This window comes from Anaerotaenia torta (assembly GCF_050433395.1).
In the GTDB taxonomy this organism is placed as follows: Bacteria; Bacillota; Clostridia; order Lachnospirales; family Lachnospiraceae; genus Mobilitalea; species Mobilitalea torta.
In genome coordinates, this window is the sequence record NZ_JBNPXH010000005.1 from 266,444 (window position 1) to 292,638 (window position 26,195).

Consider the following 26,195-nt stretch of genomic DNA (forward strand, 5'->3'; position numbering starts at 1 on the left):
GTCTCCTTAGGTTTATTATCAAAAAAGCTTACCGAAACCGGATATCCAGATATGATTTTACAATCTCCACACATTTATCAAAACCAAGCTTGCTGCTGTTTAAGCAAAGGTCATAATGCCTGGCATTCTCCCACTCTCTTCCGGTGTAATATTTGTAATACTCCGCCCGGTGCTTATCAATGGCAAGAATCTGCTTCTCCGCCTCCTTCTCCGATTTCCCGGTGAGTTCCATCATGGTGCTGATACAATCCTGCAAGGGGGCATGAACAAACAGACGAACCAGATTCGGATAATCCTTCAGGATGAAATCGGCACATCTTCCTATAATAATACAGCTCTCTGTATTAGCCAGTTCCTTGATGATTTTGGCCTGATAATTAAATAAATTATCATTGGATACAAAATCATCGCTGTCCGGAGGAATTAACTCGCCTTTATAAATATTGCTGGCTATCTTAAAGAGCAGGCTCTTCTTCAGCTTTTCATCCGCCTTTGCAAAAAGCTGCTCATTAATCCCGCTGTCATCGGAAGCCAGCCGGAGCAGATCCCTGTCATAGTAGGGTATCCCCAGCTCCTCCGAAAGCATCTTGCCGATGGTACGGCCGCCGCTTCCGTATCCGCGCGCTATTGTAATTACATACTTTTCCATATAACCCCTGCCTTTCTTGCTGCAGTTAATCATTCCGCCTGCACCTGTCGGAAGAACACATCAACACTTGGAAGAAAGCCATGACAAACGGTGCGTTATTCACCCAGATATGCCTTCTTCACAGATTCATCGTTCATCAGCTTCGATGCGTCTCCTTCTAACACTATACTTCCGGTTTCCAAAACATATGCACGGTTTGCAATGGAAAGGGCTTTTTTAGCATTCTGCTCTACCAGCAGCACCGTGGTTCCGCTTTGGCTGATCTCTTTAATAATATCAAAAATTTCTTCTACCAGAATCGGAGATAACCCCATGGAGGGTTCGTCCATCAGGATAATGCGCGGATGGGACATCAAGGCTCTTCCCATAGCCAGCATCTGCTGTTCGCCTCCGCTCAAGGTACCGGCAATCTGGGATTTCCTCTCCTTCAGTCTGGGAAAACGCCGATACACCTTCTCCACAGTCTCATCAATTTCTTCTTTGTCCCTTCTGGTATAAGCACCAAGCTTCAGATTCTCCAATACCGTAAGCTCCTGGAAGATTCTCCGCCCCTCAGGGACATGGGCCATTCCCATGGATACAATCCTATGAGCCGGAAGCTTCCCCAGCTCCACTATACCGGAAGAGGAACCGCCTCCTTGGGCTTTGCCGCTCTTTGCATCATGGCTGCCGTCCCCTCCGTCAAACTCCATGGAGCCGGACTTGGCAGGTACCAGACCGGTGATGGTATGCAAAATAGTAGTCTTGCCCGCACCGTTTGCGCCAATCAAAGCAATAACCTCTCCTTCATTTACATGAAAAGAAATACCCTTAATCGCATGGATAACCCCGTAGTATACATTCAAATCTCTGACAGATAATAAGGCCATGCCGCCCCTCCTAATCTTCTAAGCTTTATTTATCACCGCAATGTGCACGGCACAAAATCCGGATGTTCCCTTTTCGTATTATTCGCCAAGATATGCCGTAATCACCGCCGGATTATGAAGCACCACCTCCGGAGTTCCCTTCGCCAGCTCCGTGCCGAAATTCAATACCAGCAGTTCCTCACAAATTCCTGCTACCAGTTTCATATCATGCTCAATCAGTAGAATCGTAATATGAAATCGATCCCTGATCAACCGGATGGTATCCATCAGCTCCGCTGTTTCATTGGGATTCATGCCCGCTGCCGGTTCGTCCAGCAAGAGCAGCCTGGGATTGGTCGCCAGGGCCCTGGCGATTTCCAGCTTTCTCTGTTTCCCATAGGGAAGATTGGAAGCCATGGTATGCTCCGACCGGTCCAAATCAAACACCTCCAGAATCTCTCTGGCCGTCTGATTCATCTTCTCTTCCGCTTTATGATAGGAAGGAAGCCGCAGCAAGCTTGCAAAAAAGGAATACTTCTCCCGGTTGTGGAGGGCGGCTTTTACATTGTCCAGAACAGACATATTCCGAAACAGCCGGATATTCTGAAAGGTTCTCCCGATTCCGGCGATACTGATGTCTGAAGTGGATTTCCCGGCGATACTCATCCCATCCAGCAGAATCACTCCGTCTGTCGGCTGGTATACACCGGTCAGCAGGTTAAAAACCGTAGTTTTTCCCGCACCGTTAGGGCCGATGAGCCCGAAGAGCTGCCCCTCTTCTATCTTTAAATTCACCTCATCTACGGCGCGAAGCCCGCCGAAGGAAATTCCCAGGTTTTTTGTTTCTAATAATGCCATACTTCATCCTCCCAAGATATACCCGCAGGCTTCTTATTTACCAAATCTCAAGATCTTGGAAAGCTTGGAAAACCTGTCACTTTCCTGCATTTTGATCTTTAGATTGGAATGGTTAAACAGCATCATTGCAATTAACAGTACTGCGTACATCAGCATCCGGTAATCCCGGATCGGCCTCAGAAACTCCGGCAATACCGTCAAAATCGTTGCCGCGATAACGGAGCCCTTAATGCTGCCCATACCGCCCAGAACCACATAGACCAAAATATCGATGGAACGGTCATAACCATAGCTGCTGGGTTTTATAATGGATACATTATGTCCGCCGATGGCTCCCGCCGCCCCGGCAAAAAACGCAGCCACAGCAAAAGCCATGATCCGATACCGGCTGGTATGAATTCCGATGGATTCCGCCGCAATAATATTATCCCTTATGGAGGTAATTGCCCTTCCATGCCTGGAGTTAACCAGATTCCTGCATAGAATAATCGTAAGAACTACCGCAATATACACCCAGGTGTAGTTGGCATAGGTTTCAATTCCGGATACCCCCATGGTTCCTTTATTTACAATCAGATTACCCGCTTCATTCCTTCCTGCCGGCAGCTTCAAGGCATTGATAACGGAACGGATGATTTCACCAAAAGCCAAAGTAACAATTGCAAGATAGTCTCCCCTGAGACGCAGTACCGGAATCCCGATTAAGAAGCCTGCAAGGGCGGCAAGAATACCTCCCAGTAAAATCGCGATCAGGAATTCAATGGGACCCGGCAGATTTACATTCAGTGTGAATAATGCCCCGGCAAAGGCTCCCAGGGACATAAATCCTGCATGTCCCAGACTCAGCTCTCCCAAAAAGCCCGTTACCAAATTCAAGGATACCGCAAGAATTATATTAACCCCGATCGGTACCAGAAGAGCCTTGCTCTGCCGGTTTAAAATGTTCAATTCCACAAGAGCGGTGATGATCAGATATACTGCTGCAATGACCGCCAGCTTTATTATAATGTCTCTGGTTCCGGAGCCCGGCTTCCTGATCTCTGATGCTTTTTCAATCTTCATATTCTCCTCCATTCTCACAAAAGCCTGCATACAAATTCATAGGTCCTACACTTTCTCAATACGTTTCTTACCCAGCAGTCCCGTAGGCTTAAGTAAGAGCACCAAGATCAGAACGCCGAATACAATTGCATCGGCAAGCTCTGAGCTGATATATGCCTTGGAGATACTTTCGATCAGACCGAGAATAATGCCTCCCAGCATGGCGCCGGGAATACTTCCGATTCCCCCCAGCACTGCCGCTACAAAGGCTTTGATACCGGGCAGCGCACCCATGGTGGGATTCAGAGACTGGTACTGGCTCAGATACAGGACACCTGCAATTGCTGCCAGGCTGGAGCCAATGGCAAAGGTCAGGGATATGGTCCGGTTCACATTGATTCCCATCAGCTGTGCCGCACCCTTATCCTCCGACACCGCGCGCATGGCACTGCCCGCTTTTGTTTTATGGATAAACAGGGTTAATATAATCATCGTTACCAGAGTTACCAGCAGAGTTACGGCTGTTATTCCGGCAATGGATACCTTCCCGATTGTAATCGTCTTAACATTTACGATAGATGCAAAAGGCTTGGGATTGGCGGTAAAAATCAGCATCGACGCATTCTGAAGAAAGAAGCTGACACCGATTGCCGTAATCAGCACCGCAAGGGGAGGCGCCTTTCTCAGCGGCTTATATGCAATCCGCTCTATCGTAATTCCAAACACCGCACATAATACGATGGTCAGCAGAACCGCCAGCGGTACGGGCAGCTTCAGCAAAACCACAAATACGTAAAGACCATAGGCCCCTACCATAATGACATCACCATGAGCAAAATTGATCATTTTGGCGATGCCGTACACCATGGTATAGCCCAGCGCAATCAATGCATAGATACTTCCTGTTCTCAATCCGTTGATTAATTGCTCAATCAGTTCAATCACGCTATTCATTAAGCCTCACCTCATATTTTCCGGCTGAAAGGGCATTTTTCAGCCTTATCCTTCGAACTTCCCCTTTGAACAGGATTATATAAAACCACAGATAAGAACGAAAAGGAGGCATAGCGTCTCCCCCTCGTTCTTATGTAAATCAACCTATATTGCTGTTCTTCCGGCAATGAATTGCCGGGAGCAACAGAGTATTTATTTCGATATATACTTTCCGCCGCGGATCTCTACAAAGTTAGCCCCCTTGTTGGGTTCGCCGTTGGCATTAAAGGTCATGGAACCTGTTAAACCATCAACCGTGATTTGCGTCATTGCTGCGATTAATTTGTCATTATCCGTGCTTCCGGCCTTCTCCAGCGCTGCCGCGATTACATAGATACTGTCATAGCCGTCTGCTGCAAACTGATCCGGTATTGCCTTATACTCCTCATCATACTTCTTAACAAAATCTGCGGTCTTGGCATCTGTCGCGCCGGCATTGAAGGGTGTTAAGAATACGGCACCCTCTAACACAGCGGGATCAACGGTCTGAGCAATAACACCATCCCAGCCGTCGCCGCCCAGGAAGGGAAGGCTCATTCCCAGCCCGGCTGCCTGAGTAGTAATCAGAGCTGCTTCCTTATAATAGGAAGGAATGAAAATCACTTCCGCATCCGTGCCCTTAATCTTCGTTAACTGGGTATTAAAATCAACATCACCCTCTACAAAGGATTCGTTAGCCACAACAGTAGCCCCGTTTGCGGCAACCTGATCAACAAAGGCCTGCATCATGCCGGTACTGTAGTTATCGGAATTATTATAAATTACTGCAATTTTAGTATATCCATTGTCCTTCGCATAATTCGCCATGGTCACACCCTGCAGAGGATCGGTAAAGCAGAGACGGAAGGCGTTGTCATACTTAGTCAGACCTGCTGCAGAACCGGAGGGTGTCAGCATCAGAATGCCTTCCTCCTTAGTCAGATCGATGATACCCAGTCCGGCATCCGAGGTTACCGTTCCCATCAGCGCATTAATTTTGGCATCCATTAAGGCATTGAATGCAGTTACTGCTTTGTCCGGCTGAGCTTCATCATCCATAAAGTTCAGCTCCAGAGTAAGCTTCTTTCCGCCAACCGTAACTCCTCCTGCCTTATTGATCTCCTCGACGGCAATTTCAGCTCCCTGCTTTACAGAGGTGCCGTAGGAAGCGGCATCACCGGAGATCGGTCCGATACCGCCGATTATAAATTTGTCCCCCGCCGCAGGACCACAGCCTGCAAGGGATGCTGCTGTCAGAGAAAGGATCAGGCCTAACCCCATCATTTTCTTAAAATTCTTTTTCATAAAATCCCTCCTGTTGATTGGACTTCCGAGGAAGCCGTTAATACATGAACTCTCTATTACAGGAAGAAGAATTTCCTTCCTATAATACAATAAGGCGTTCGTGCGTGGCTAGGACAAATGTCTTTGATGTGCGAACGTCTTTATCTTAGGTTATATAATAACCCCGCATAATTGATTTGTCAATATAATCTTTTAATGTGTTAAAGTATGTTGTGACAGATCAGCCTGCGGATACAACCGGACATAATGCCCTATACACAGTACAAGGATTGGTGTCAGGCACCCTTTGAAAGGGTGCCTGACACCAATCCCCACAATCCCCGCATCACCATCACCAATCTAATCTAGGATAGTTCTCCCCCGCATTTATCGCAGAAATCCAGCCCCTCCAGGGTAATTCCTCCGCAATCGGGGCAGATAATTTTGGCCGGCAGTATCTCCCGTTCCACGATCTCGTACTCCATATCGGGATCTTCCTCCGGGTCTTCCGTAACCCGTTGGCTTTCCTCACTGCCATATCCCCAGCCCTCTTCACCGGTCTCCGAATCCTCCGCCGGGTCCTCTTCCACAAAATCTTCTTCCGGTATTTCGTCTTCAGAGATATCCTTTTTGAAGCCGTCCTCCGCTGCTCTCCCTGCGGTTTTGCTTTTGCGAAAAAGTTTTCTTAATAGTGACATGCCCCGTTCCCCCTTCCGCTTCCAGATATTAAAACTACTGATTTTCCGGCATTCCTTTTATACTATTTTCCCGATAGGAGCATCTGTTTGCTCACACCGCGCATCTCAATCACCGGAACGCCCCTGCCTTCAATATAATCCCTGGTAATAATGACTCTTCCGATATTCTCATCCTTCGGTATCTCATACATAATATCCAGCATAAGCTCCTCTAATATGGCGCGCAGTGCCCTCGCACCGGTCTTTTTCTCCAATGCCTTGGCCGCGATTGCTTCCAGCGCCTCCGGTACAAACTGCAGATCCACCTCATCCATAGCCAGCAAGGTCTGGTACTGCTTCAGTATGGCGTTTCTCGGCTCCTGAAGCACCTGAACCAGCATGTCCTTTGTCAGCCCTTCCAAAGAGAAGAGAATCGGAAGCCTGCCCAGGAATTCCGGGATCATGCCATACTCCCTCAGATCATCCAGATTGACTTTTTGCAGCAAATTCGGTTCATCATCGTATTTATCCTTCAAGTCCGCCCTGAAGCCGATGGAGCTCTGCTTGTTCAGACGGGCCTTTATGATCTTGTCCAGATCCGGGAATGCTCCGCCGCAGATGAATAGGATATTCTGTGTGTTTACCGTAGTCATGGGCACCATTGCATTCTTGGAGGATGCGCCCACAGGAACCTCCACACTGCTTCCCTCCAGAAGCTTCAGCAATCCCTGCTGCACGGATTCCCCGCTCACGTCACGGCTGTTGGTATTGCGCTTTTTGGCTATTTTGTCAATCTCATCAATGAACACAATTCCCCGCTCCGCCTTCTCAACATCATTATCCGCGGCCTGGAGCAGCTTGGATATCACACTTTCCACATCATCACCGATGTATCCGGCCTCCGTCAGGGAGGTGGCATCTGTGATTGCCAGGGGAACATTCAGCAGTCTGGCCAGAGTCTTCACCAGATAGGTCTTTCCGCTGCCGGTAGGGCCAATCATCAGCATATTGGATTTATCAATCTCCACCTCCGGCTGCGTATGGTTTCCGATGCGCTTATAATGATTATAAACAGCAACAGAGATAACCTTCTTCGCATGCTCCTGTCCCACAATGAATTCATCCAGGCTCGCCTTGATCACATGGGGTGACGGTATGCTTTTCCTGTCAAAGGGCTGGGGAGCCTTGCCCTCCTCCGGCTTTTTCTTCTTCAGCTTCTGGGCGTTGGGAATATCCCCCGGCATTCCGGACAAATTCATAATATTCATGTTAGGATTAAAGCCCATCATCTGCAGGTATGGATTGTCCGGCTTGTTAATGGTATCAAAGGTTTTCTGCATACAATCCGCACAGATCGTGATCTGATTAGGGATGTGAATCATCTTGCCTGCTTTGCTTTCCGGCCTCCTGCAAAGATAGCAGACCTCCTCATAGTCCTTATGTTCATTCTGGCTCTTATGCTCCTGATCAAAAGAATCCTTGGTGCCGTCTATGTTAATATCGTCAAAATTATTACTCATTATTTCCTCCGTTTCTTCCCTCCATTTGCTGTGGAGAAGCGTCATTTTATCAAATATTATAGCTTATCTGCAGGTATCACACAATAGTCTATTCTTTAAGCTTTCATTAATATTTAATAAAAAACGTAACAGCTCAGACAGCGGCATGGGGGAGGACATGGAGCTTCCGTAATGCACTGTATGGAAGCTCCATGTCCTCCCCCATGCCGCTGTCTGGGCTGTTACCAAAAAACGGGAGCAATGCAGAGAGCTGCAATGCTTCCGTTTTCTGTGTCTGTTTCTTTAAAAATTACTCCGCCGGTCTCTTCCCCAGGCTGATACTTACTTTTCCTTCCTTATACTCGCTGGAGGATTTTCTCATATAGGTCACCTCAACGTAAGTTCCCACACGCTTGCTGGTAACATAATTCCTCAATTGGGTGATGGAGGTTATCTCAATATCATCGACCCGGGTAATGATATCACCTGACAGCAGCCCCGCTTTCTCAGCAGCCCCTCCCTGCGACACTTCTTTCACATATACTCCAATCGGCATGCTGAGGTAAGAAGCGATCTCCTCCGTGACATCATCTCCTGCAATGCCCAGGTATCCCTGCTCCTCCTCTTTCAGAATCTCCCGGCTCATCAGTTCATTGATAATTGGAACCGCACGGGAAATGGGAATGGCATAGCCCATACCTTCCACCTCGTTAGAGGCATATTTTACCGTGTTGATTCCGATTACCTCACCGTCCAGGTTAAGCAGGGCTCCGCCGCTGTTGCCCGGATTGATGGCCGCATCGGTCTGGAGCAGAATCATCTTGTTTGTTTCATAGCCGTCCGTTACCTCTACCTCCCGGTCCCTTGCGCTGACATAGCCCACGGTGACCGACTGGCCGTAGCCCAGGGCATTGCCTATGGCAATTGACATCTGGCCGACCTTGGTATTCTCGGAATCACCCAGTTTGGATACGGAGATGGCATCCAGTGTGGACTGTTCCAAGCTTTCCACATCCACGCATACCACTGCAAGATCCGCTACCGCATCCGTTCCCTTAATGACCGCCATCGCTTCTTTCCCGTCGATAAAAGTTACCTTGATGGCACTGCTTCCCGCCACCACATGATTATTGGTTGCTATCAACAGTTCCTTTTCATTCTTTCCTACAATGAAACCGGAACCGGAGCCTTCCACCTCCTGGTTGTACTGCCTGCCGAACCAATCCACAGCCTGGGTACCTGTGATATTGATGGAAACGATGGAGGGCATGGCCCCCTCCACAATCTTGCTGACAGCCGAGCGTTCCCCCACTGTCACCTTTCCCGGGGAGGTGAAGGCAATCTTATATTTCTCATTCGGGGCGTTTGCCTCAGTAAAAGTTTTGATCATCCGGTCCGGGGAGGAATCCGGATTCATTGCATAATAGATCTGCTGGAATCCGACAAAGCTTATGGCTGCAATCAGCCCGAAGCTCACCGCCTTGGTAACGAATTTCACCGCTTTATTGGCCGGCTTACGCTCCTTTTTTTGTTTCTTCTTCCCACTGCCCGCCTGGTCGGTGCCATACTGCCAGGAATTTGCACCCGAATGATAGCCGCCTTCGTTGCCATAACCTTGATTATAGCCGTTTTGGTTATAGCCGGGCTGGCTGTAATTTGGCTGGGAATAATTCGGATGAGGAGTAATCTGCCGGAAACCATTGGGATGCGAATAATTCCCGCCGGCATTATTGGGAGCTGCATTATGGTTATAGCCGGGATGGGAATAACCTTGTCCCGCATTATTGAAATTGGAATTCGGATACCCGGTGCCGGCACTGCCCGGGTAATAATTCGGACCTCCGGGATTCGGGTTATTATAATTCGGACCATTGGAATTAAAACCTCCGGGATTCGAATTGCCCGGATTGAAACCGCCCTGGTTCATGCCGGATTGATTCAGACCCGCATTACCACCCGCATACGGATTACCGGAATAGCTGCCGGGATTCCCGGGCTGCACTCCATTGGATATATTCTCTGCCCAGAAGCTATATTCGGGAACCCTGCCATTGGGATTCTGAGGGTTGTTTATATTTTTATCATTTTCTTCCGGCCTCACATTGTTGTTATCAAAATCATCCATTGAAACTCCACTCCTTTCGTCTATCGGAATATTTCCAGTATCGGAATATTTCCATGAATTCTTTTTAAGAAGCAGTATACCACCTTTTTGTGTTTAGATTGTGAAAATATCCGTAATATTTATATATTTTTGTCGGCTGTCTTAAAATAAACTTAAGAAAATTTATGTTGTTGAAATCCCTGCGATCATGTATTATATTAGAGGTGATGCAGCTCATTAATACAGCAAAGTAGGTGTTGATATGATTAAAGATAATCAAAAGATGTTTAATCGGCTCCACGTCCTGATGGATGCCTGTACCATAGCTATTGCCTACCTGTTCTCCTATTACCTCCGGTTCCACAGCCCTTTGACAAGCCTGTTCACCATCCTGAAAGCAGAGAGGAATACCTTCTACTCCGTTGATGTATATGCACTGAGGCTGACCTTTATCATTCCGGTGTATTTGTTCGTATATTATTTTGCCCATCTGTATACCCCCAAGCGGGGTAAGCGCAGGCTGGCCGAGGTGTCTAATCTCATTCTGGCTAATACCTTCGGCTTTACCACCTTTCTTTCCTTCCTGTATATGACCAAGGATTTGAATTTCAACATCTCCCGGCTTTTCCTGGGCTTTTTCTTCCTTTTGAACATTGCCCTGGGCATCGCTTCACGAATGATCCTGTCCCAGATTCTGCGGACCGTCAGACGGAAGGGCTATAATTTAAAGCATGTGATCCTGGTTGGATACGGACATGCTGCCGAGGCTTATATTGACCGCATCTTCGCCAACCCCCAATGGGGTTATTATATCCACGGTATCCTGGATGATAACATCGAGGCCGGCACCATGTATAAGAAGATTCCGGTCATTGGGAGCATCACGCATCTGGAATCCTTTCTGGCGAAAATGACCTTGGATGAAATCGCAATTACCTTAAGTGTCAATGAATATGAAAAGCTGGAAAGCATTGTGGCTATCTGTGAAAAATCCGGTGTTCACACCAAATTTGTTCCGGATTACTACAGCTTTATACCTACTACCCCCTATACGGAGGATTTGTACGGTCTGCCCGTCATTAATATCCGCAACGTTCCCTTAAGCAATACCTATAACAAGGTAATCAAGCGGATGATCGACATCCTGGGAGCAGTCGTTGCTTTGATTCTGTTCTCCATTCCCATGTTGCTGGTAGCGGTTCTGATCAAGCTCACCTCTCCAGGACCGGTGATTTTCTCCCAGGTTCGCATCGGAAGGCATAATAAGGAATTTAAAATGTACAAGTTCCGTTCCATGGAGATCCAGGTGGAGAAGGAAGAGAAAAAAGCCTGGACCACCCGCAGCGATCCCCGGGTGACCGGCATCGGTAAGTTTATCCGAAGAACCAGCATCGATGAATTCCCCCAGTTCTTTAATGTATTAAAAGGGGACATGAGTCTGGTGGGACCCCGGCCGGAGCGCCCCTTCTTTGTAGAGAAGTTCAAGGAGGAGATCCCCCGCTATATGATCAAGCATCAGGTTTCTCCCGGCCTTACAGGCTGGGCACAGATCAACGGCTACCGGGGCGATACCTCCATACGCAAGCGTATTGATCATGATCTGTATTATATCGAGAACTGGACTCTGGGCCTTGATTTTAAAATATTATTCTTAACTATTTTTAAAGGATTTATCAATAAAAATGCATACTGACACAGTCTGAACCGGACAGGAAAGGCAGGTACGAGGGCAGCAATGGCACGGGAACGGAAAAGAAAGAAAAAAGGCAAGCTATATCTTGTTCTGTTTTTTGAAGTATTTGCTATTTTATCGATTTTCGCTATATTCTATATTAATGGCAAGATGAGCCGAATTAATTATGTGAATGTAAACGACCATTCCATTCAGAAAAATGAAGTTGAGATTAAGACGGAAGGCTACCGCAGCATCGCCCTGTTTGGTGTGGACTCCCGGAGCAATGCCCTGGAGAAGAATACCCACAGCGATACCATCATGATTGTCAGCATCAATAATAAAACCAAGGATATAAAATTAGCTTCCATTTACCGGGATACCTATGTGAATATCCCGGGAGAGGGCTATGATAAGATCAACGCTGCTTATTTTAAGGGCGGATACTCCCTGGCCCTCAGCACCATCAACCGGAATTTTGACCTGGACATCAGTGAATTCGTCACCGTTAATTTTGCAGCCATCGTCAATGTCATTGATATTCTGGGAGGAATTGAACTGGATATTGCCAAAAACGAATTGAAATATTTAAATGGTTATGTCCGGGAGCTGAACAAAATCAACTCCACTCAGGTATCCGGCCTGAAATCAGCCGGAACACAGCTGGTGAATGGTACCCAGGCCACCGCTTATGCAAGAATTCGCTACACCTCAGGGGATGATTTTAAGCGGACGGAACGCCAGCGCATCGTAATCCAGAAAATATTGGACAAGGTTAAGGATTCCGATCTCTCCACTGTCAATTCCATCGTGGATGAGATGCTGCCCCAGATCTATACCAATCTCACCGCCGCGGAGATCCTGGCTCTGGTTAAGGATGTCTTCTCTTATGATATCGTGGATAACACCGGCTTTCCTTTTGAAAAAGACGCCCATAACTATAAAAAGGTATCCTATGTGTTCCCCATTAACCTGCAGGAGAATGTGGTCAGACTCCATGAATTTCTATACGACAAAACCGGGTATACCCCCAGTTCTACCGTGATGGATTACTCTTCCTACGTGGAGGGAATCCGTACAAGCAAATAGTCCGCCGTTTCTCTTATTTCAACAAAGCCAGCAGACGTTCTGTCGCCCTGGCATCCCTGATTCCATAGAAGCGCTCCGTAAAACGGGAGGCCTTATGTAATTCAAAGGCTTCCCGGCGGATGATCTCTGCCGCCTCATGAACGGTATAGGCCACCGGACCGGGGACAAAGGAGGCATATTCGTAGTAGAAGCCCCTTCCCTGCTCTGAGAATTCCTCATAATCATAAGCGTAGAAGATCATGGGGCGTCCGGTAAGGCAGTATTCAAATATAATGGAGGAATAATCCGTAACCAGAATATCCGATGCCAACAGCACCGTATTAATGTCTTTCTCAAAGGAGAGCTGAAGAATATTCTCTCCCAGCTCTACCTGCCGGAAGGCTCCGGCAATCTGCGGATGCAGCTTCAGTGCCAGGCAATAATCCCTCGGCAGCTCTCTGCCCAGCTCTCTGATGGTTTCGATGAGATGGGGGTTCTGCCGGGGATCGTCCCGGAACGTGGGTGCATACAGAATCAGCTTCTTCTCCCCGGGTATTTTATATTTTGCGTAAATATACTCCTTCTCCCTGCTGCTTCCTGCGGCCTCCGCCTCCTGGATTCTGCGAAGCAGCTCATCCGTTCTGGGAAGGCCGATGGGATAAACCACTTCCTCCTTCACGCCAAAGGCTCCTGCATAGAGCTGCTTTATATCCGGGGAATTCACAATCAGATGGGTAATATTTTTATTGGCTCTTTTCTCCAGCTTTCCCAGACGTCCTGTGTTGACATCCTGCCCAAATTTCTTGATGGTACCGGTGCCATGCCACAGCTGCACCACCTTCGTTCCCTTTCGCCTGCGAAGATAGGCATAGGGAAGGAATACATTATCCAGCAGCACCAGCTCCGCTCTTGCCAGCTCATATGGCTTTTGAAAGAAGAAAGCCAGCAGGGTTCTGATTCCGGACAGACGCCTTACCGCCCCTGTCTCTTTTTTGGTCAGATAGGAAAAGGTATAACCCTCCCGACGGTTCTTCAACGCTGCGGCAGCAATGCTAACATTGCTTCCCGGTCCGTCATCATGGGTCATAATGCAAAATACTCTTTTCTTTTGAACGGGTGCCAGCCGGCACAGATTATAAACCAGTGCAAACAGGCAGTAACCAAAGGTTTTCATCATGAGCGTTACTCCTATCCTCCGTTGTTCTCCGGCCTCTGTATGTAAGATCACGGAACAAAATCTATTGTGTCAGGGTCTGGATCAGCTGAGTCACCCTCTGAGAAGCCTTTCCGTCATCCGTATGGTTGTATTTGAGATAGAAGGCTTCCTCCCGTTCCCTATACTCTGCCCGGTCATAGTTCTTAATTGCCTCGATCAGCTCCCCGGTTGTCATTGTCACCGGTCCGGGAGCCTCTGCAAGGAAATCAAAATAAAAGCCTCTTAAGGTGTCCTTATACTCCTCCAGATCATAACAGAAAAAGAACATGGGTCTTCTCAGCAGGCTGTAGTCAAACATAACCGAGGAATAATCGGTAATGAGCATATCGGAGATCAGGTATAGATTTGAGATATCATAGCTTAAATCACAGGGATAGATGAAGCCCTGGTAAGGACTCCAGTCAATCTGGTCCATCACAAGGTAGTGGTATTTCACAATCAGGATATATTCCTCACCAAGCCTCTTCTGAAGCTCAGCAAAATCCAGGGCAGGATTAAACTTATACTTTCCCTTTCCATAGAACTCATTATCCCTCCAGGTCGGCGCATAGAGCAGGATCTTCTTATCCTGGGGCAACCCCGCTTTCCGTTTCAGCTCCCGGATACTGTCCGGGTTGTTCTTTGCAAACAGAACGTCATTCCTGGGATAGCCGATCTCCAATACCTCCTTGTCAAAGGCAAAGGCCCTCCGGAATATCTCGGTAGAATAATGATTCTGGGAAATCAGATAGTCCCATGTCCTGGTATTGTTATAGAAATTCTTTTTATAATTCTCGATCCCGCCTTCTCCTGCCATAAATACGGCATCCATATCCAGGGCCAGCTTCTTCAGCGGTGTTCCATGCCAGGTCTGGATATAGGTACTGCCCGGTTTCTTGACGATATATTTGGGCAGACGGGTGTCACATACCCAGATTCCCGCTACCGCAAATAAATAAAAATAGAGAAAGCGGCTCCTTTTTACCGGAACAGCCGCTCCCGGAAGCGGAGTTTTCACATCCTCCAGAATGAAATAACAGCGGTATTGCCGGTCCAGTCCCTGGCGCACCATTTCCTCGTAGATTGCCCTGGGGTTCCCCGTATAATTCCGCCCCAGATTGCTCTCAAATAAAATAATCCTTTTATTCAGCGGCAGGCATCTGACACCCAGCCGATATACTCCCAACACCAGAGATTTCAGCCTTTTCTTCACTTTCTGCTTCTGCTTTTTGAATCTGTTCGGCAGTGATAGACTCATATGTTCCTCTTTCCAATATTCATTTTTTATTATTAATTTGTGCGCAGCACTTTTGACGCTTTCCCTTTAATTTTTATTTCCCATATTCAGGTCTTTCTTAATCTTTGTTGTGGAAATCCCATCGGTACGCGGCAGATATACCACTTCACAATACTCTTTCAGGAAATCAAACTGTCCTGCCCAGTCATCGCCCATGACAAACACATCAATCTGGTTGTCAACCACATCCTGTACCTTTTGTTCCCAGGTATACTCCGGTATCACTTCATCCACGTATTTGATAGCTTCCAGTATGATCTTGCGGTCTTCATAGCAATGATAGGCCGTTTTATGCTTCAGCGCATTGAATTCATCAGAGGAGAGCACTACCACCAGATAATCCCCCAGTTCCCTGGCCCTCCTCAGCAGATTGATATGCCCTACATGCAGCAAATCATAGGTCCCGTAAGTAATTACTTTCTTCATCGTCATTGTGCCCCGGTCCGGTATATCCGTGCCGGACGGGAGCTTCCTCCTTTCAGGTCATGGCCTTAAAATTCATTTATCTTTGCTTCATAGATCGCACTGACATCTCCTACCTTGCCCTTGGCAATCAGGCTCCCCTTATCCAGGAGAATTGCCCGGTTGCACAGACGGTTCACCTGCTCCAGGGAATGGGATACAAATAAAACCGTAACTCCGCCGTCGAACATGCTCTTAATCTTCTTCTCGCTTTTCTTGCGGAACTTTGCGTCTCCCACCGCCAGAACCTCATCCAGAATTAGAATCTCCGGCTCCACGATGGTTGCTATAGAAAAACCAAGTCTCGCCTTCATACCGGAGGAATAGTTCTTCACCGGAACATTGATGAAATCTCCCAGCTCGGAAAAATCAACAATTTCGTCATATCTCTGCCGGATAAAATCCCTGGAATATCCCAGCACTGCTCCGTACAGATAGATATTTTCCGCCCCCGTATACTGAGCATCAAAGCCTGCTCCCAGCTCAAGCAGGGGCACAATCTTTCCCCGGATGGAGATGCTGCCCTCCGTAGCCTTCAACACCCCTGCAATAATCTTAAGCAGGGTGCTCTTCCCGGCTCCGTTCAGCCCCAGAATCCCCAGCCTGTCCCCTTTATTGACGGTAAAGGAGACATTATGCAGGGCCCAGAACTCCTGGTAACGCAGCTCGTTCTTCAGCATCTTAATAAAATATTCCTTAATATTATCCACCTTGTTCTCCATCAGGTTAAATTTCATACTGACATTATCAACTACCAATACCTGTTCCTTCACATAATCCTCCTCAATCACAGCTGTCCGGATGCTATCCATCCCACATCCTTATATGTTAAGAATAAATTCATCCTGCTTCCGGTAAAACAACACAAACCCAATCGCCAGCGCACCAAAGCTATAGCACGCAGACAGCAGCAGCATCGTCTGATTCATGGGCGCACCAAAGATGGCATTCCGAAAATTACTGATTACCGTATAGAGCGGATTCAGCCTAAGCACCCATGCCTTATCCCCAAGACGCAGATCTTCTACATGGTAGAAAATTCCGCTGGTGTACATAATAAGCATCAGCACAACCCCCCATAAATACTCCAGATCACGGAAAAACACAGCCATGGTAGCTAATATCATTCCAAAGCCCAGCGCCAGCACCAGCAGTAAAAACAACGGTATGACTGCCTGTATCACATATACCGTGGGCCGCACTTTAAAGATAACAGCCGCGCCGAATAGCACCAACATGGAAATAAGAAATATTACATAATTGGAGAGCACGCCGGACAGGGGATAGATATACTTTGGCACATATACCTTCTTGATCATGCCGCTGTTGCTGCGGATTGATTTCATTGCTGATTTTGTCGCATCGGAAAAGAAGCTGTACAACAGCCGTCCCGTCAGAATATAAACCGGAAACTGAGGGTCCTTTACCTTACGCAGACCGCCGAATACAAAGGCCAGCACTGCCGTGGTCAGAATCGGCTCCAACAGCGTCCAGAGAATCCCCAGATAGGATCTGCGGTACCGCAGCCGGATATCCTTCTTCACCAATTCCCCCAGTAAAAAGCGGTATTTGCTAAAATTCTTCCATAATTGTCTCACATTGATCCTCCGCTTCCTTGCTTGCTACGGTTCCTCCTGGATGACATCGCAGACGGAACCGTAACCTTCGCTTTCATGGTACTCTGAATACTGATTCTACCACTTTTTTAGCTGCATGTCCATCTTCCCATGCACAAAATCTGTTGTAAAACTCATCGTACCGCTGTTGATACTTCGCCGCCACTTCATCGATCCCCCGAACTGCCTCAACTACCTCCTCTGTGGTAAACAACAGGGGTCCCGGTACTTCTTTTTCAATATCAAAATAAAAGCCCCGGAGCACATCCCGGTATTTTTCCAGGTCATAGGTATAAAACAGCATCGGCCGTTTCAAATTGGCATAGTCAAAGAAGACCGAGGAATAATCCGTAATCAGAATATCCGAGATCAGGTACAGCTCCGATATATCATCATACCTGCTTAAATTATAGGCAAAGCCGGAGAAGGCCCTCACATCCAGGGAATCCGCGATAAAATAATGGGTCCGGAGCAAGATTACATACTCCTCCCCTAAATCACGGCGCATTTTCTCCAGATCCAGATTCAATTCGAATTTGTACTGCCCTTTGCCATAGAACTCATCATCCCTCCAGGTCGGCGCATAGAGAATGGTTTTTTTATCCTGAGGAATTCCTATCCTGCCGCGAATCTGCCGGGACAGCTCTTCCCGGTCAGGATCATGTAAAATATCATTTCTGGGATAGCCGGTTTCCAGCATCTGATTCTCGTACATAAAGCATCTGCGGAAGGTTACACTGCAGAAGGCATTGGGTGCAATCAAGTAGTCCCAGGCGCGGGATTGCTTGTATACCTGCTGCTTATATTTGGGAGTTGCCGAGGTAATTTCCTCAATATCGAAGACCAGCTTCTTTAACGGCGTCCCATGCCAGGTCTGCAGAAAGATATTCTCCGGCCTCTTGATTGTCCATTCCGGCTGTCTTCCGTTGAATACATAATATCTGCTGCATGCCAGATAATAGTAATAAGCCAGACTATACCGTCTGATCTTCCTGTGCCGGTACGGTATCCGGGTATTTCTTTTATTAATGACCCAGATAAATTTATATTGATCCGGATAGTGCTTCGCCAAATATTCATAGATATATTTGGGACTGTCCGAATAATTCTTACCAAAAAAGCTTTCAAATAAAATATAATTCTTCATCGGCCGTTTCATAAACACATGAATATAGAAGGCCATATACAGGGCTTTCCTGCTCCGGATCACCCTTTTCAGCTTCCGCCAGGCCAGATGCCGGGTAACAATCCTTTGGGCCGCCTGCACATCCCGGCGCATCAGAGCTTTGACAATACGCCTTTTATAGCCTCTCACTGATCTTATTGCCCTCGGACTGATCCGGTTCATAAGGTCGCTCATACGAATGAAATTCTCCTCACGCCAGGCAGAATTCATGCTTCGCTTCAGCTTTGGGGCATAAACCCCGGTATAATACATAATATATTTTCTGTCAAAGAGATACCGCAATTCGGAATCCGGGGGTATCCTCTTGATTGTTTCATAATAGGTATCTAAAAAATCAAAAAAACGGTTGGGATCCTTTACTTGTGACAGAGAAGGCAGATTAATGGCATCATTGTGCTTTCTCTTTATATACTTTGCGCTCAGCCTCTTACAGAATCGTTCCGTCTTAGACAGGGCTTCTACCAGAAAAGGAGCATCCGACAGATAGATAATATTTTCCGGAAACCGCAAGTGATGCTCTTCAATAAAGCTTCTGCGAAACAATATTCCCAGTACTGATATATTGCGAACTCCCTTCCGCTTTACCACCAAAACTCGGTATGCCTTCCTGATGCGGGCCTCCTTCCGGCGAAGCAATTCCTCCTCGGACATCTCTTCTGTTCCATCTTCGCTGTTGCTATCATCCTCTAGGATTCTTCTGCCTGCATCACAAGCTTTGTCCTTATCCGTATTGTCTGTATCATCATTGTCTGCATCTCCGTTATCTGTATCGTCATTATCTGTATCATCATTGCCTCTGTCTGATCCGCCTCCGTCATTGCCGCCGTTTTCCGCATCCAGCTGAGCCGTATCCGAGGCGCTTCCCTCATTCTCCGTCTCCTCATCCCCGGCATCCTGCTCCAGCTTTCTTGCCAGAAAAACAGCTCTTCCAAACCAGGTCGGGATTTTCTTGCCATAGACAATATCCGCTTCCCAGTCCTGGGCAGCCTGAAGCAATGTCTCAAGGGTGTCACCATACAAATAATCATCACTGTCCAGAAAATACACATACTCACCACATGCTTTCTCCAGACCCAGATTCCGTGCGGCTGCCACACCTGTCTTTCCCTTGAGACGATGTACACGGACGGATAAGCCTTCATAATCCGAAAGCATCTCCAGCTCCTTTTCCTTTACCCTGTCACAGATCAAAAGAACCTCCATATCCCTGACCGCCTGCTCGGACAAACTGTCCAGACAGTCACGCAGATAGCTCTCGCCTTCGTGGTACGGAATAATAATACTTATCTTCATGTTATACCCTCCATATATCCTGAAATCCAACAACTATTCCTTTTCCTTACGGAAAGCGCGACATAGAAATTATAGCATTTCAGGAAAGAATTCGTCAAGCAAGGCCCCTTCCTTTACCATCAAAGGTACTTCCGGAACAATTTATTATATCTATTCTTCCCTTAAAACACCTTTTTTAATTGTCTTTTTCCATATTATTGATAAAAAGAGAGCGGATGGCGGTTTGGAATTCCATAAAAAAAGCAGCCGTGGGAGATGCCCTTACGGGCAGTTCCTATGGCTGCAGATCTTCTTATGATATAATCCTTTATTTTAACTCCAATCGGTTAAGGGCACTGAAGATGGCACGAATCGAAGCCCTTGTTATATTAGAGCTTACGCCGACGCCATAGGTAACTCTTCCGCTCTTCGCGTCCAGCATATGAATGTATGCCGCTGCCTGCGCACCGGCTCCGCCGCTCAACGCATGCTCTGTATAATCCAATACCTTGATCTCGATGCCAAGCTCCTCCATCAGGCCTCTCTGAACCGCATCAATAGGTCCATTACCGATGGCTGTGAAAGTTCTCTCCTCCCCGGCATTGGTGTAAATCACTTCTGCTTTGGTGCTGGCTTCATCCCGATCCGAAATATCTTCAATTCTGCATCTTCTAAAGTGCAGAGGCTCTTTTCTCTCAAGATAGCAAGCCTTGAATTCATTCATGATCTGCTCCGGTGAAACCTCACCCTGGTTCTCGGATATGCGCTGAATAACATCGGCAAATTCCTTATGCATACCCTTCGGCAGCTTAAAGCCAAAGTAGTTCTCCATAACAAAGGCAACACCGCCCTTGCCGGACTGGCTGTTGATACGGACAATGGGCTCATACTGCCTTCCGATATCCGCAGGATCTATGGGGAGATAGGGAACGGCCCAGTAAGCGCTGTTACGCTCCTTCATTGCCTGAACTCCCTTATTAATGGCATCCTGATGGGAACCTGAGAATGCGGTAAATACCAATTTCCCCGCATATGGATGTCTTTCGTGCACCTTCATCTTGCACAGACGCTCATACGCTTCAATAAGTTCGTTAATATTATCAATCTCCAGCTCAGGATTAATCCCTTGGGAAAACATATTGTAAGCTAAAGTTAAGATATCGACATTACCCGTTCTCTCTCCATTGCCAAACAGAGTGCCTTCTACCCTGTCCGCACCGGCAAGCAAGGCCAGCTCGGCAATCGCCACACCCGTACCGCGGTCATTGTGGGGATGAACACTGAGAATAATGGAATCACGGTTTTTAAAATTACGGCTCATCCACTCTATCTGATCCCCATACACATTGGGCGTATTCATCTCAACGGTTGCAGGAAGATTGAAGATAATCTTCTTCTCCGGTGTCGGCTGCCAGATATCCTGCACTGCACTGCAGACCTCCAGAGCAAAATCCACCTCTGTTCCGGTAAAGCTCTCCGGGGAATATTCCAGAATAATCTCACCCGGAAAATCCTTCGCATATTCCTTTACCATCTTTGTCGCATCCAATGCAATCTGCTTAATCTCTTCCCTGGACATGTGGAATACCACATCTCTCTGTAAAGTAGAAGTAGAGTTATAAATATGGACAATGGCCCGCTTTACACCTTCCAGCGATTCAAAGGTTCTTTTCAACAAATGCTCCCTGCATTGTACCAGAACCTGGATTGTGACATCCTCCGGGATCAGTCTCCGGTCGACTAATTGTCTTAAGAAATCATATTCAATCTGCGATGCAGAGGGAAATCCAACCTCAATTTCCTTAAAGCCAAGCTTCACCAAAAGCTGGAAAAACTCGATCTTTTCCTCCACTACCATGGGTTCAATCAGCGCCTGATTCCCATCTCTTAAGTCCACACTGCACCAAATCGGCGCCTTTTCAATCTGCTTTCCCGGCCACTGTCTGTCTGGTAAATCCACAACGGGGTTTCTCTGATATCTCTTAAAATTCAACATAATTATATCCTCCTGGCTATTATAGGTATACGCCAGCGGCAGCACATCGCTGCGCCAGCACATCAAATTCATGCAATTTCCAACGTCCCGGCTGCAAAGCCTGCAGAGACACTTCCCATTCTAGCTACGGAGTCGATAAATTACGCTGTATTTCTTGATAATAAATAACTTGGTCTTATCTACGCGAGTCCCAACAGCATCAAATCCTTTCCCTTATAAATTGGTAATTTTAATCCGAAAAAAGGTCACTGCAATCTGCAGCGCTTTTGCGCCTCGATTGATAGTGACCTCCATTATAGCATCCCGTATTTTCAATTACAACTATTTTTTTATAAATTAATCTCCTAGGGTTTTCCTACTTTGACAGCTCCATTCCCAGTCCGCCTCTTATAATATTGCCAAGCTCTTCCAAAGCCAGAAGTTCATCGGAACCCTCGCATAGCAGCTCTATCTCATCCCCATGCTTCACACAGGCCGATAAAACGCCCAGCACACTCTTGGCATTCACGGACTTCTCTCCGATACGGATCGTAATCGTGGATTTAAATTCAATGGCCCTGTTGCATAATATGCTGATTGGTCTCAGATGCAATCCCGCAGGAATATTCACCACCAGCTTGGTACTAACCATGCCATCCCTCCTATCACAAAGTCAACTACAGACGCTTCCGCCCCGGCTGACTTAATCACTGGAAACCTCAGGAGCAATGTAGACATTTACATCCGGGCTGCTGGCTAACTTGGAGTAGCCCTCCAGATCCGCCTGCACTTTAACAGAATAAGTTCCGGGGGTGTAGTCCTTCAGATCAACATATAGCTTCAGCGAACCTCTGGAAATATCCTCTAACTCATCTGCCGGACCCATCACCTTCAGATTCAGCGATCCGGTTGTCAGAAAGCTGCCGTACAAATCCGGAGGAAGATTACGGATCTCAATATCTCCCGGCCAGAAGGTGATCACTTTCGTATCCGCCCTCTCAATGGTAATATCAATGAACGCCATATGGTCATCCTCTACCAGCTGGAGCCCATCTTCCAGTTCTTCCTGAATATTTATATCTTTCTGGACACTCTTCCCCATTTCGCTGATATCCTCATTGATCACCAGCTCCTCCACGCCCCTAAGAAGATGTTCCGGGCCGGCAATTTCAATGGTCCGCGGTTCATACTCTACCTTGGTCACGGTATAGCCATAGGCCGGTTCTCCGACAGGGTTGATGGTAAGAGCAATCTCCTTGGTCTCATATATCGTTATCTTGACAGAAATATAGCTCTGTCCAAAGGTCAGATTCTTACCCACTACTTCCTCACCATCTTCATCATAGGCCTTCGGCTTCTCATAGGCGGTAAAGGTCTCCGAGGAACCGGATACATTTACCTCGGTCACAATGTCCTTGATTCGTTCTATCATACTCTTAGGTCCCGATACGGTAATCAGATTACTGACCGACTTTCCTCCCACATGGTAGCCATCGGCAGGTTCTCCCTTAGTCACCACCGCAACCTTGAACTTCTTGCTGATCCGCTCTTCCCGATTAATTTTCATCATCTGGTAGCGTCCTTCCGTTACGGTAACATCCGCTTCGTATTTCGGAGATCTGATCTCTATGGCAACCGCATTGACATCGGAGAGCTTGGCAAAATCCGCCGTCACCTCAAAATCAGCTGAAGTAAGGGTCTCTTTAATGGATCGTCTCACCGCCACAGTAAAGTCAATGGCGGCCCCCTCTACGATCTCATACACCATCTCCTGGGAAAGGATAGCATCTTCATTTAATATCTTTACCGGTACATTGGAAAAAGAGGCCGGAACCACCGGATCATCCACGTTTGTTATAATAAGCCACAGAATGGCGGCAAGAATAATAGACAGAACCTTTAAGCCGATGTTTCTAGTCAACTTCTCTTTCATTCTTTATTCTTCCCTTCCATAATTTTAATTTCCTGGGTTCCGCTGATTTCTTCTGTACATCTATCAGCTTCGCCCTCAGATAATCACCGTCGACATTACGGATCAGCTTGCCTTCCCTGGCGATGGACACCCTTCCCGTCTCTTCCGACACAATTATGGTCAAGCTGTCCGATACCTCACTGATACCGATCCCTGCTCTATGTCTTGTCCCCAAATCCTTACTGAGCTGCATATTATCCGAAAGAGGCAAATAGCAGGTTGCCGCCACAATCCGGTTCCCTCTGAGAATTACCGCTCCGTCATGAAGGGGTGTGTTATGTTCAAAAATATTAATCAGAAGCTCACTGCTGATGAGACTGTCGATATAGATACCGGTGTTTTCAAAATCGTTCAGCGGAGTATCCTCCTCCATGACGATCAGAGCTCCCGTCTTCGTCCTGGCCAATTCGAAGGTCGCCCGGACGATCTCATTCAAGGTATGATCGGAGAACTTCTCACTATCCTTGTTGTCGTCAAAGGGGATAATGGATTTCATCAGATTCTTCTGTCCCAACTGCTCCAACGCCTTACGAAATTCCGGCTGGAAGATAATGACAATGGCGATTATACCCACATTGATTGTATTCTTGATAATCCAGGCTATTACATTCAGATCAAATATTACAGTCAACAGCCAGAAGGCCATTATGACCGCCAACCCCTTGACCAGGGCCCAGGCCCTCGTCGTTTTGATCCATTTCACCACATGATAGATCAGGAATGCCAGAGCAATAATCTCAAAGATATCCGTAAGATAAATCTTCCGGATTGACATCCATACCGAGTATTCTCTGATTAATCTTCTGATTGCCTCCATAGTCCCTCTCCTACCGCATCTCTTTATTCATCATCCATGTCATTCTGTCTATAGCTGTAACCCTCGTCTCTGCCGGAATAAACATTATCGTCCTCGTCGTATTCTTCTTCCATATCCTCTGTATCCTGTCTGCGAAGCCCGGTCCTGGCCGGATCTGCTCCTGCGCTCTTCACATTGATATGCTTCACCTTCTTCTGAGGTGCCGTTACCGTGACCTTGGGAACTGCCTTTACATAATAATAATAAACATCATCCTCGAACTGGACATGCTCCACTCCTGAATAATCCAGGGTAAGCTTAAAGAAATGCGCTATATATGCAATAACTCCCGATACCAGTGTGCCCAGAATCATGGCAAGAATCTGTTCCGATTTATCCAGGATAATGTCACTGATGAGAAACCCGAGAATACTGGTCAAAACACCTGCGGCAATGGATATCTCAAATGCATAGTCAAACTTCATCCGCCGGACATAGTACACTACCAGGAGGATTAAAACAAAGATAACAACCGCCATAATCATCTGCTTATTATTCAGCAATGCATCAATTACATCCGTATAGAGCTTCAGCACATCGTCCACAGAGGGATTTACCTGTACATTCACCGCGGTCTTCACCAGCTGGAGGATGTAATATATGATCACACCGCAGCCCGTAGCAACAATGGCCACAGGTGCAGCAACGATCCCCAGCAGGATGGGCATCACATAGGGAATCTTCAAAAAATACAAAATCGGCATTGCCAGCACCACATAACCGTAGCGGGGTGTAAATCTGGCAAATAAAAAGTATAATATCATCAGCAGGATGATTACCAAAATCGATAAAATCGGCGAAGCATAATAGATGTGCATAGCCGCCATCAGTGTCGCAATCAACACCATAATTGCCGAAGGAGTGAATGCACTGACCAGAGACAGCGCTAGCAGTACCGGAATGGACTTCAGCCTGGAATCAAAGCCAATCTCGTTATTGATCACGGTGAATGATATAAAAGCAAAGATAAATTTCATTGCCGGATTAATGTATATATCATGTCTTTGATAGAAATTCTTTACACGTTCTCTGAACACCAGTAATGGCATCATGTTTTTTTCCTCCAAATTTTAAGACTCCGTGTTTACGTTTACTCCGGTGTTTCTTCCCTGTAGATTTTATTCAATCGGTTGAGAAGCTTATAATAGCGGGATAACTTCTTGCGCGACGTATCATATTTGATTGCATAGCCCACCCATGCACCTAAGCCGTAGATCGCGGCTACTACAATATAGATGCATAGAATATAAACTCCTATCGTCTTATAATCCAGGGTTACTGCGTTGCCCGCAATGTATTCTGCTTTATAGATAAAAATCAGAAGCAGAATCAACGCAAAGCCAAAGGTGGCACACAGAACCGATTTGATCACCTGATATCTTACGTAATCTGTTTTATAATATTTACTAAGACGTATATCCTCTTTTCCCTCCTCTGTCTCATAGAGGGCGAGCTTTGTCATAAGTCTGATCTTATTGGTATTTAACATAATTCCTCCAAAATTCGATGAAACAATCTGCTGCAAATTGGAAGCTCAAGAACTTCACCCTTGCGCTCACGTTGCATGAACCAATCTGCCTCTCTTGGACATTATAGCATAGACAGGATTTAATTTCGAGGACTTTTTTCATTTTTGTAAAAAGGTACCGCCTATAGCAGCGCGCAATAGAAGGAATACAAAAAGAGCCGGCC

General features: G+C 46.8%; 23 protein-coding genes. 2 read left to right on the forward strand and 21 right to left on the reverse strand.

What is annotated here, in order from left to right; all coding sequences use genetic code 11:
* Window positions 1-28: 28 nt before the first annotated feature.
* From HNQ56_RS10560 to HNQ56_RS10600, 9 genes are all read right to left on the reverse strand, one after another.
* On the reverse strand, window positions 29-649 hold the full coding sequence (locus HNQ56_RS10560; protein ID WP_429145473.1) for a cytidylate kinase-like family protein: 621 nt from the start codon (window positions 647-649) through the stop codon (window positions 29-31).
* Between the two features lie 95 nt (window positions 650-744).
* On the reverse strand, window positions 745-1,518 hold the full coding sequence (locus HNQ56_RS10565; RefSeq protein WP_429145475.1) for an ABC transporter ATP-binding protein: 774 nt from the start codon (window positions 1,516-1,518) through the stop codon (window positions 745-747).
* Between the two features lie 78 nt (window positions 1,519-1,596).
* Window positions 1,597-2,355, reverse strand: coding sequence for an ABC transporter ATP-binding protein (locus HNQ56_RS10570; protein ID WP_429145478.1), 759 nt, complete (start codon window positions 2,353-2,355; stop codon window positions 1,597-1,599).
* A 33-nt stretch (window positions 2,356-2,388) separates the two neighbouring features.
* On the reverse strand, window positions 2,389-3,417 hold the full coding sequence (locus HNQ56_RS10575) for a branched-chain amino acid ABC transporter permease (RefSeq protein ID WP_429145481.1): 1,029 nt from the start codon (window positions 3,415-3,417) through the stop codon (window positions 2,389-2,391).
* A 45-nt stretch (window positions 3,418-3,462) separates the two neighbouring features.
* A complete protein-coding gene (locus HNQ56_RS10580; RefSeq protein WP_429145484.1) occupies window positions 3,463-4,350 on the reverse strand; it encodes a branched-chain amino acid ABC transporter permease in 888 nt (295 codons plus the stop codon).
* A 192-nt stretch (window positions 4,351-4,542) separates the two neighbouring features.
* A complete protein-coding gene (locus tag HNQ56_RS10585) occupies window positions 4,543-5,673 on the reverse strand; it encodes an ABC transporter substrate-binding protein (protein WP_429145487.1) in 1,131 nt (376 codons plus the stop codon).
* Between the two features lie 344 nt (window positions 5,674-6,017).
* Window positions 6,018-6,350 (reverse strand): hypothetical protein, encoded by a 333-nt coding sequence (locus HNQ56_RS10590; protein WP_429145490.1) that lies wholly within the window; start codon window positions 6,348-6,350, stop codon window positions 6,018-6,020.
* 62 nt (window positions 6,351-6,412) lie between these two features.
* Complete coding sequence (clpX, locus tag HNQ56_RS10595) at window positions 6,413-7,849, reverse strand: ATP-dependent Clp protease ATP-binding subunit ClpX (RefSeq protein WP_429145492.1); 1,437 nt, start codon at window positions 7,847-7,849, stop codon at window positions 6,413-6,415.
* A 289-nt stretch (window positions 7,850-8,138) separates the two neighbouring features.
* Window positions 8,139-9,953 (reverse strand): S1C family serine protease, encoded by a 1,815-nt coding sequence (locus tag HNQ56_RS10600; protein WP_429145493.1) that lies wholly within the window; start codon window positions 9,951-9,953, stop codon window positions 8,139-8,141.
* Between the two features lie 241 nt (window positions 9,954-10,194).
* On the opposite strand from HNQ56_RS10600, the gene HNQ56_RS10605 reads away from it, so the two are divergent.
* Complete coding sequence (locus HNQ56_RS10605; protein ID WP_429145496.1) at window positions 10,195-11,625, forward strand: undecaprenyl-phosphate glucose phosphotransferase; 1,431 nt, start codon at window positions 10,195-10,197, stop codon at window positions 11,623-11,625.
* Between the two features lie 42 nt (window positions 11,626-11,667).
* Entirely contained in the window at window positions 11,668-12,693 is a 1,026-nt protein-coding gene (locus HNQ56_RS10610) for an LCP family protein (protein ID WP_429145499.1), read from the forward strand.
* Window positions 12,694-12,706: 13 nt separating this feature from the next.
* Here HNQ56_RS10610 and HNQ56_RS10615 read toward each other — a convergent pair whose 3' ends face one another.
* From HNQ56_RS10615 to HNQ56_RS10670, 12 genes are all read right to left on the reverse strand, one after another.
* Window positions 12,707-13,849 carry a CDP-glycerol glycerophosphotransferase family protein gene (locus HNQ56_RS10615; protein WP_429145501.1) on the reverse strand — a complete coding sequence of 381 codons (1,143 nt, stop codon included), beginning with the start codon at window positions 13,847-13,849 and terminating at the stop codon, window positions 12,707-12,709.
* A 61-nt stretch (window positions 13,850-13,910) separates the two neighbouring features.
* On the reverse strand, window positions 13,911-15,125 hold the full coding sequence (locus HNQ56_RS10620) for a CDP-glycerol glycerophosphotransferase family protein (RefSeq protein ID WP_429145504.1): 1,215 nt from the start codon (window positions 15,123-15,125) through the stop codon (window positions 13,911-13,913).
* Between the two features lie 66 nt (window positions 15,126-15,191).
* On the reverse strand, window positions 15,192-15,590 hold the full coding sequence (tagD, locus tag HNQ56_RS10625) for a glycerol-3-phosphate cytidylyltransferase (RefSeq protein ID WP_429145507.1): 399 nt from the start codon (window positions 15,588-15,590) through the stop codon (window positions 15,192-15,194).
* A gap of 65 nt (window positions 15,591-15,655) precedes the next feature.
* Window positions 15,656-16,438, reverse strand: coding sequence for an ABC transporter ATP-binding protein (locus HNQ56_RS10630; RefSeq protein ID WP_429145509.1), 783 nt, complete (start codon window positions 16,436-16,438; stop codon window positions 15,656-15,658).
* 9 nt (window positions 16,439-16,447) lie between these two features.
* Window positions 16,448-17,224 (reverse strand): ABC transporter permease, encoded by a 777-nt coding sequence (locus HNQ56_RS10635; RefSeq protein ID WP_429145512.1) that lies wholly within the window; start codon window positions 17,222-17,224, stop codon window positions 16,448-16,450.
* 73 nt (window positions 17,225-17,297) lie between these two features.
* Window positions 17,298-19,721, reverse strand: a complete 2,424-nt coding sequence (locus HNQ56_RS10640; RefSeq protein WP_429145515.1) for a bifunctional glycosyltransferase/CDP-glycerol:glycerophosphate glycerophosphotransferase — start codon at window positions 19,719-19,721, stop codon at window positions 17,298-17,300.
* Between the two features lie 307 nt (window positions 19,722-20,028).
* Entirely contained in the window at window positions 20,029-21,696 is a 1,668-nt protein-coding gene (gene leuA / locus HNQ56_RS10645) for a 2-isopropylmalate synthase (protein ID WP_429145518.1), read from the reverse strand.
* Between the two features lie 355 nt (window positions 21,697-22,051).
* Window positions 22,052-22,327 (reverse strand): HPr family phosphocarrier protein, encoded by a 276-nt coding sequence (locus HNQ56_RS10650; protein WP_429145521.1) that lies wholly within the window; start codon window positions 22,325-22,327, stop codon window positions 22,052-22,054.
* Between the two features lie 51 nt (window positions 22,328-22,378).
* Entirely contained in the window at window positions 22,379-23,608 is a 1,230-nt protein-coding gene (locus HNQ56_RS10655) for a CdaR family protein (RefSeq protein WP_429145524.1), read from the reverse strand.
* The gene (cdaA, locus tag HNQ56_RS10660) at window positions 23,589-24,455 is read right to left on the reverse strand and encodes a diadenylate cyclase CdaA (protein WP_429145651.1); all 867 of its coding nucleotides are present in this window, start codon (window positions 24,453-24,455) and stop codon (window positions 23,589-23,591) included. Before cdaA ends, HNQ56_RS10655 begins: the two co-directional genes overlap by 20 nt.
* A gap of 32 nt (window positions 24,456-24,487) precedes the next feature.
* Entirely contained in the window at window positions 24,488-25,555 is a 1,068-nt protein-coding gene (locus HNQ56_RS10665; RefSeq protein ID WP_429145526.1) for a hypothetical protein, read from the reverse strand.
* 38 nt (window positions 25,556-25,593) lie between these two features.
* The gene (locus tag HNQ56_RS10670; RefSeq protein WP_429145529.1) at window positions 25,594-25,992 is read right to left on the reverse strand and encodes a hypothetical protein; all 399 of its coding nucleotides are present in this window, start codon (window positions 25,990-25,992) and stop codon (window positions 25,594-25,596) included.
* Window positions 25,993-26,195: the final 203 nt, after the last annotated feature.

Excerpts from the sequence above, each read along its gene's own strand:
- HNQ56_RS10560 (WP_429145473.1), bottom strand. The coding sequence starts at position 649 with ATGGAAAAGTATGTAATTACAATAGCGCGCGGATACGGAAGCGGCGGC.
- HNQ56_RS10565 (WP_429145475.1), bottom strand. The coding sequence starts at position 1,518 with ATGGCCTTATTATCTGTCAGAGATTTGAATGTATACTACGGGGTTATC.
- HNQ56_RS10570 (WP_429145478.1), bottom strand. The coding sequence starts at position 2,355 with ATGGCATTATTAGAAACAAAAAACCTGGGAATTTCCTTCGGCGGGCTT.
- HNQ56_RS10575 (WP_429145481.1), bottom strand. The coding sequence starts at position 3,417 with ATGAAGATTGAAAAAGCATCAGAGATCAGGAAGCCGGGCTCCGGAACC.
- HNQ56_RS10580 (WP_429145484.1), bottom strand. The coding sequence starts at position 4,350 with ATGAATAGCGTGATTGAACTGATTGAGCAATTAATCAACGGATTGAGA.
- HNQ56_RS10585 (WP_429145487.1), bottom strand. The coding sequence starts at position 5,673 with ATGAAAAAGAATTTTAAGAAAATGATGGGGTTAGGCCTGATCCTTTCT.
- HNQ56_RS10590 (WP_429145490.1), bottom strand. The coding sequence starts at position 6,350 with ATGTCACTATTAAGAAAACTTTTTCGCAAAAGCAAAACCGCAGGGAGA.
- clpX (WP_429145492.1), bottom strand. The coding sequence starts at position 7,849 with ATGAGTAATAATTTTGACGATATTAACATAGACGGCACCAAGGATTCT.
- HNQ56_RS10600 (WP_429145493.1), bottom strand. The coding sequence starts at position 9,953 with ATGGATGATTTTGATAACAACAATGTGAGGCCGGAAGAAAATGATAAA.
- HNQ56_RS10605 (WP_429145496.1), top strand. The coding sequence starts at position 10,195 with ATGATTAAAGATAATCAAAAGATGTTTAATCGGCTCCACGTCCTGATG.
- HNQ56_RS10610 (WP_429145499.1), top strand. The coding sequence starts at position 11,668 with ATGGCACGGGAACGGAAAAGAAAGAAAAAAGGCAAGCTATATCTTGTT.
- HNQ56_RS10615 (WP_429145501.1), bottom strand. The coding sequence starts at position 13,849 with ATGATGAAAACCTTTGGTTACTGCCTGTTTGCACTGGTTTATAATCTG.
- HNQ56_RS10620 (WP_429145504.1), bottom strand. The coding sequence starts at position 15,125 with ATGAGTCTATCACTGCCGAACAGATTCAAAAAGCAGAAGCAGAAAGTG.
- tagD (WP_429145507.1), bottom strand. The coding sequence starts at position 15,590 with ATGAAGAAAGTAATTACTTACGGGACCTATGATTTGCTGCATGTAGGG.
- HNQ56_RS10630 (WP_429145509.1), bottom strand. The coding sequence starts at position 16,438 with ATGGATAGCATCCGGACAGCTGTGATTGAGGAGGATTATGTGAAGGAA.
- HNQ56_RS10640 (WP_429145515.1), bottom strand. The coding sequence starts at position 19,721 with ATGAAGATAAGTATTATTATTCCGTACCACGAAGGCGAGAGCTATCTG.
- leuA (WP_429145518.1), bottom strand. The coding sequence starts at position 21,696 with ATGTTGAATTTTAAGAGATATCAGAGAAACCCCGTTGTGGATTTACCA.
- HNQ56_RS10650 (WP_429145521.1), bottom strand. The coding sequence starts at position 22,327 with ATGGTTAGTACCAAGCTGGTGGTGAATATTCCTGCGGGATTGCATCTG.
- HNQ56_RS10655 (WP_429145524.1), bottom strand. The coding sequence starts at position 23,608 with ATGAAAGAGAAGTTGACTAGAAACATCGGCTTAAAGGTTCTGTCTATT.
- HNQ56_RS10665 (WP_429145526.1), bottom strand. The coding sequence starts at position 25,555 with ATGATGCCATTACTGGTGTTCAGAGAACGTGTAAAGAATTTCTATCAA.
- HNQ56_RS10670 (WP_429145529.1), bottom strand. The coding sequence starts at position 25,992 with ATGTTAAATACCAATAAGATCAGACTTATGACAAAGCTCGCCCTCTAT.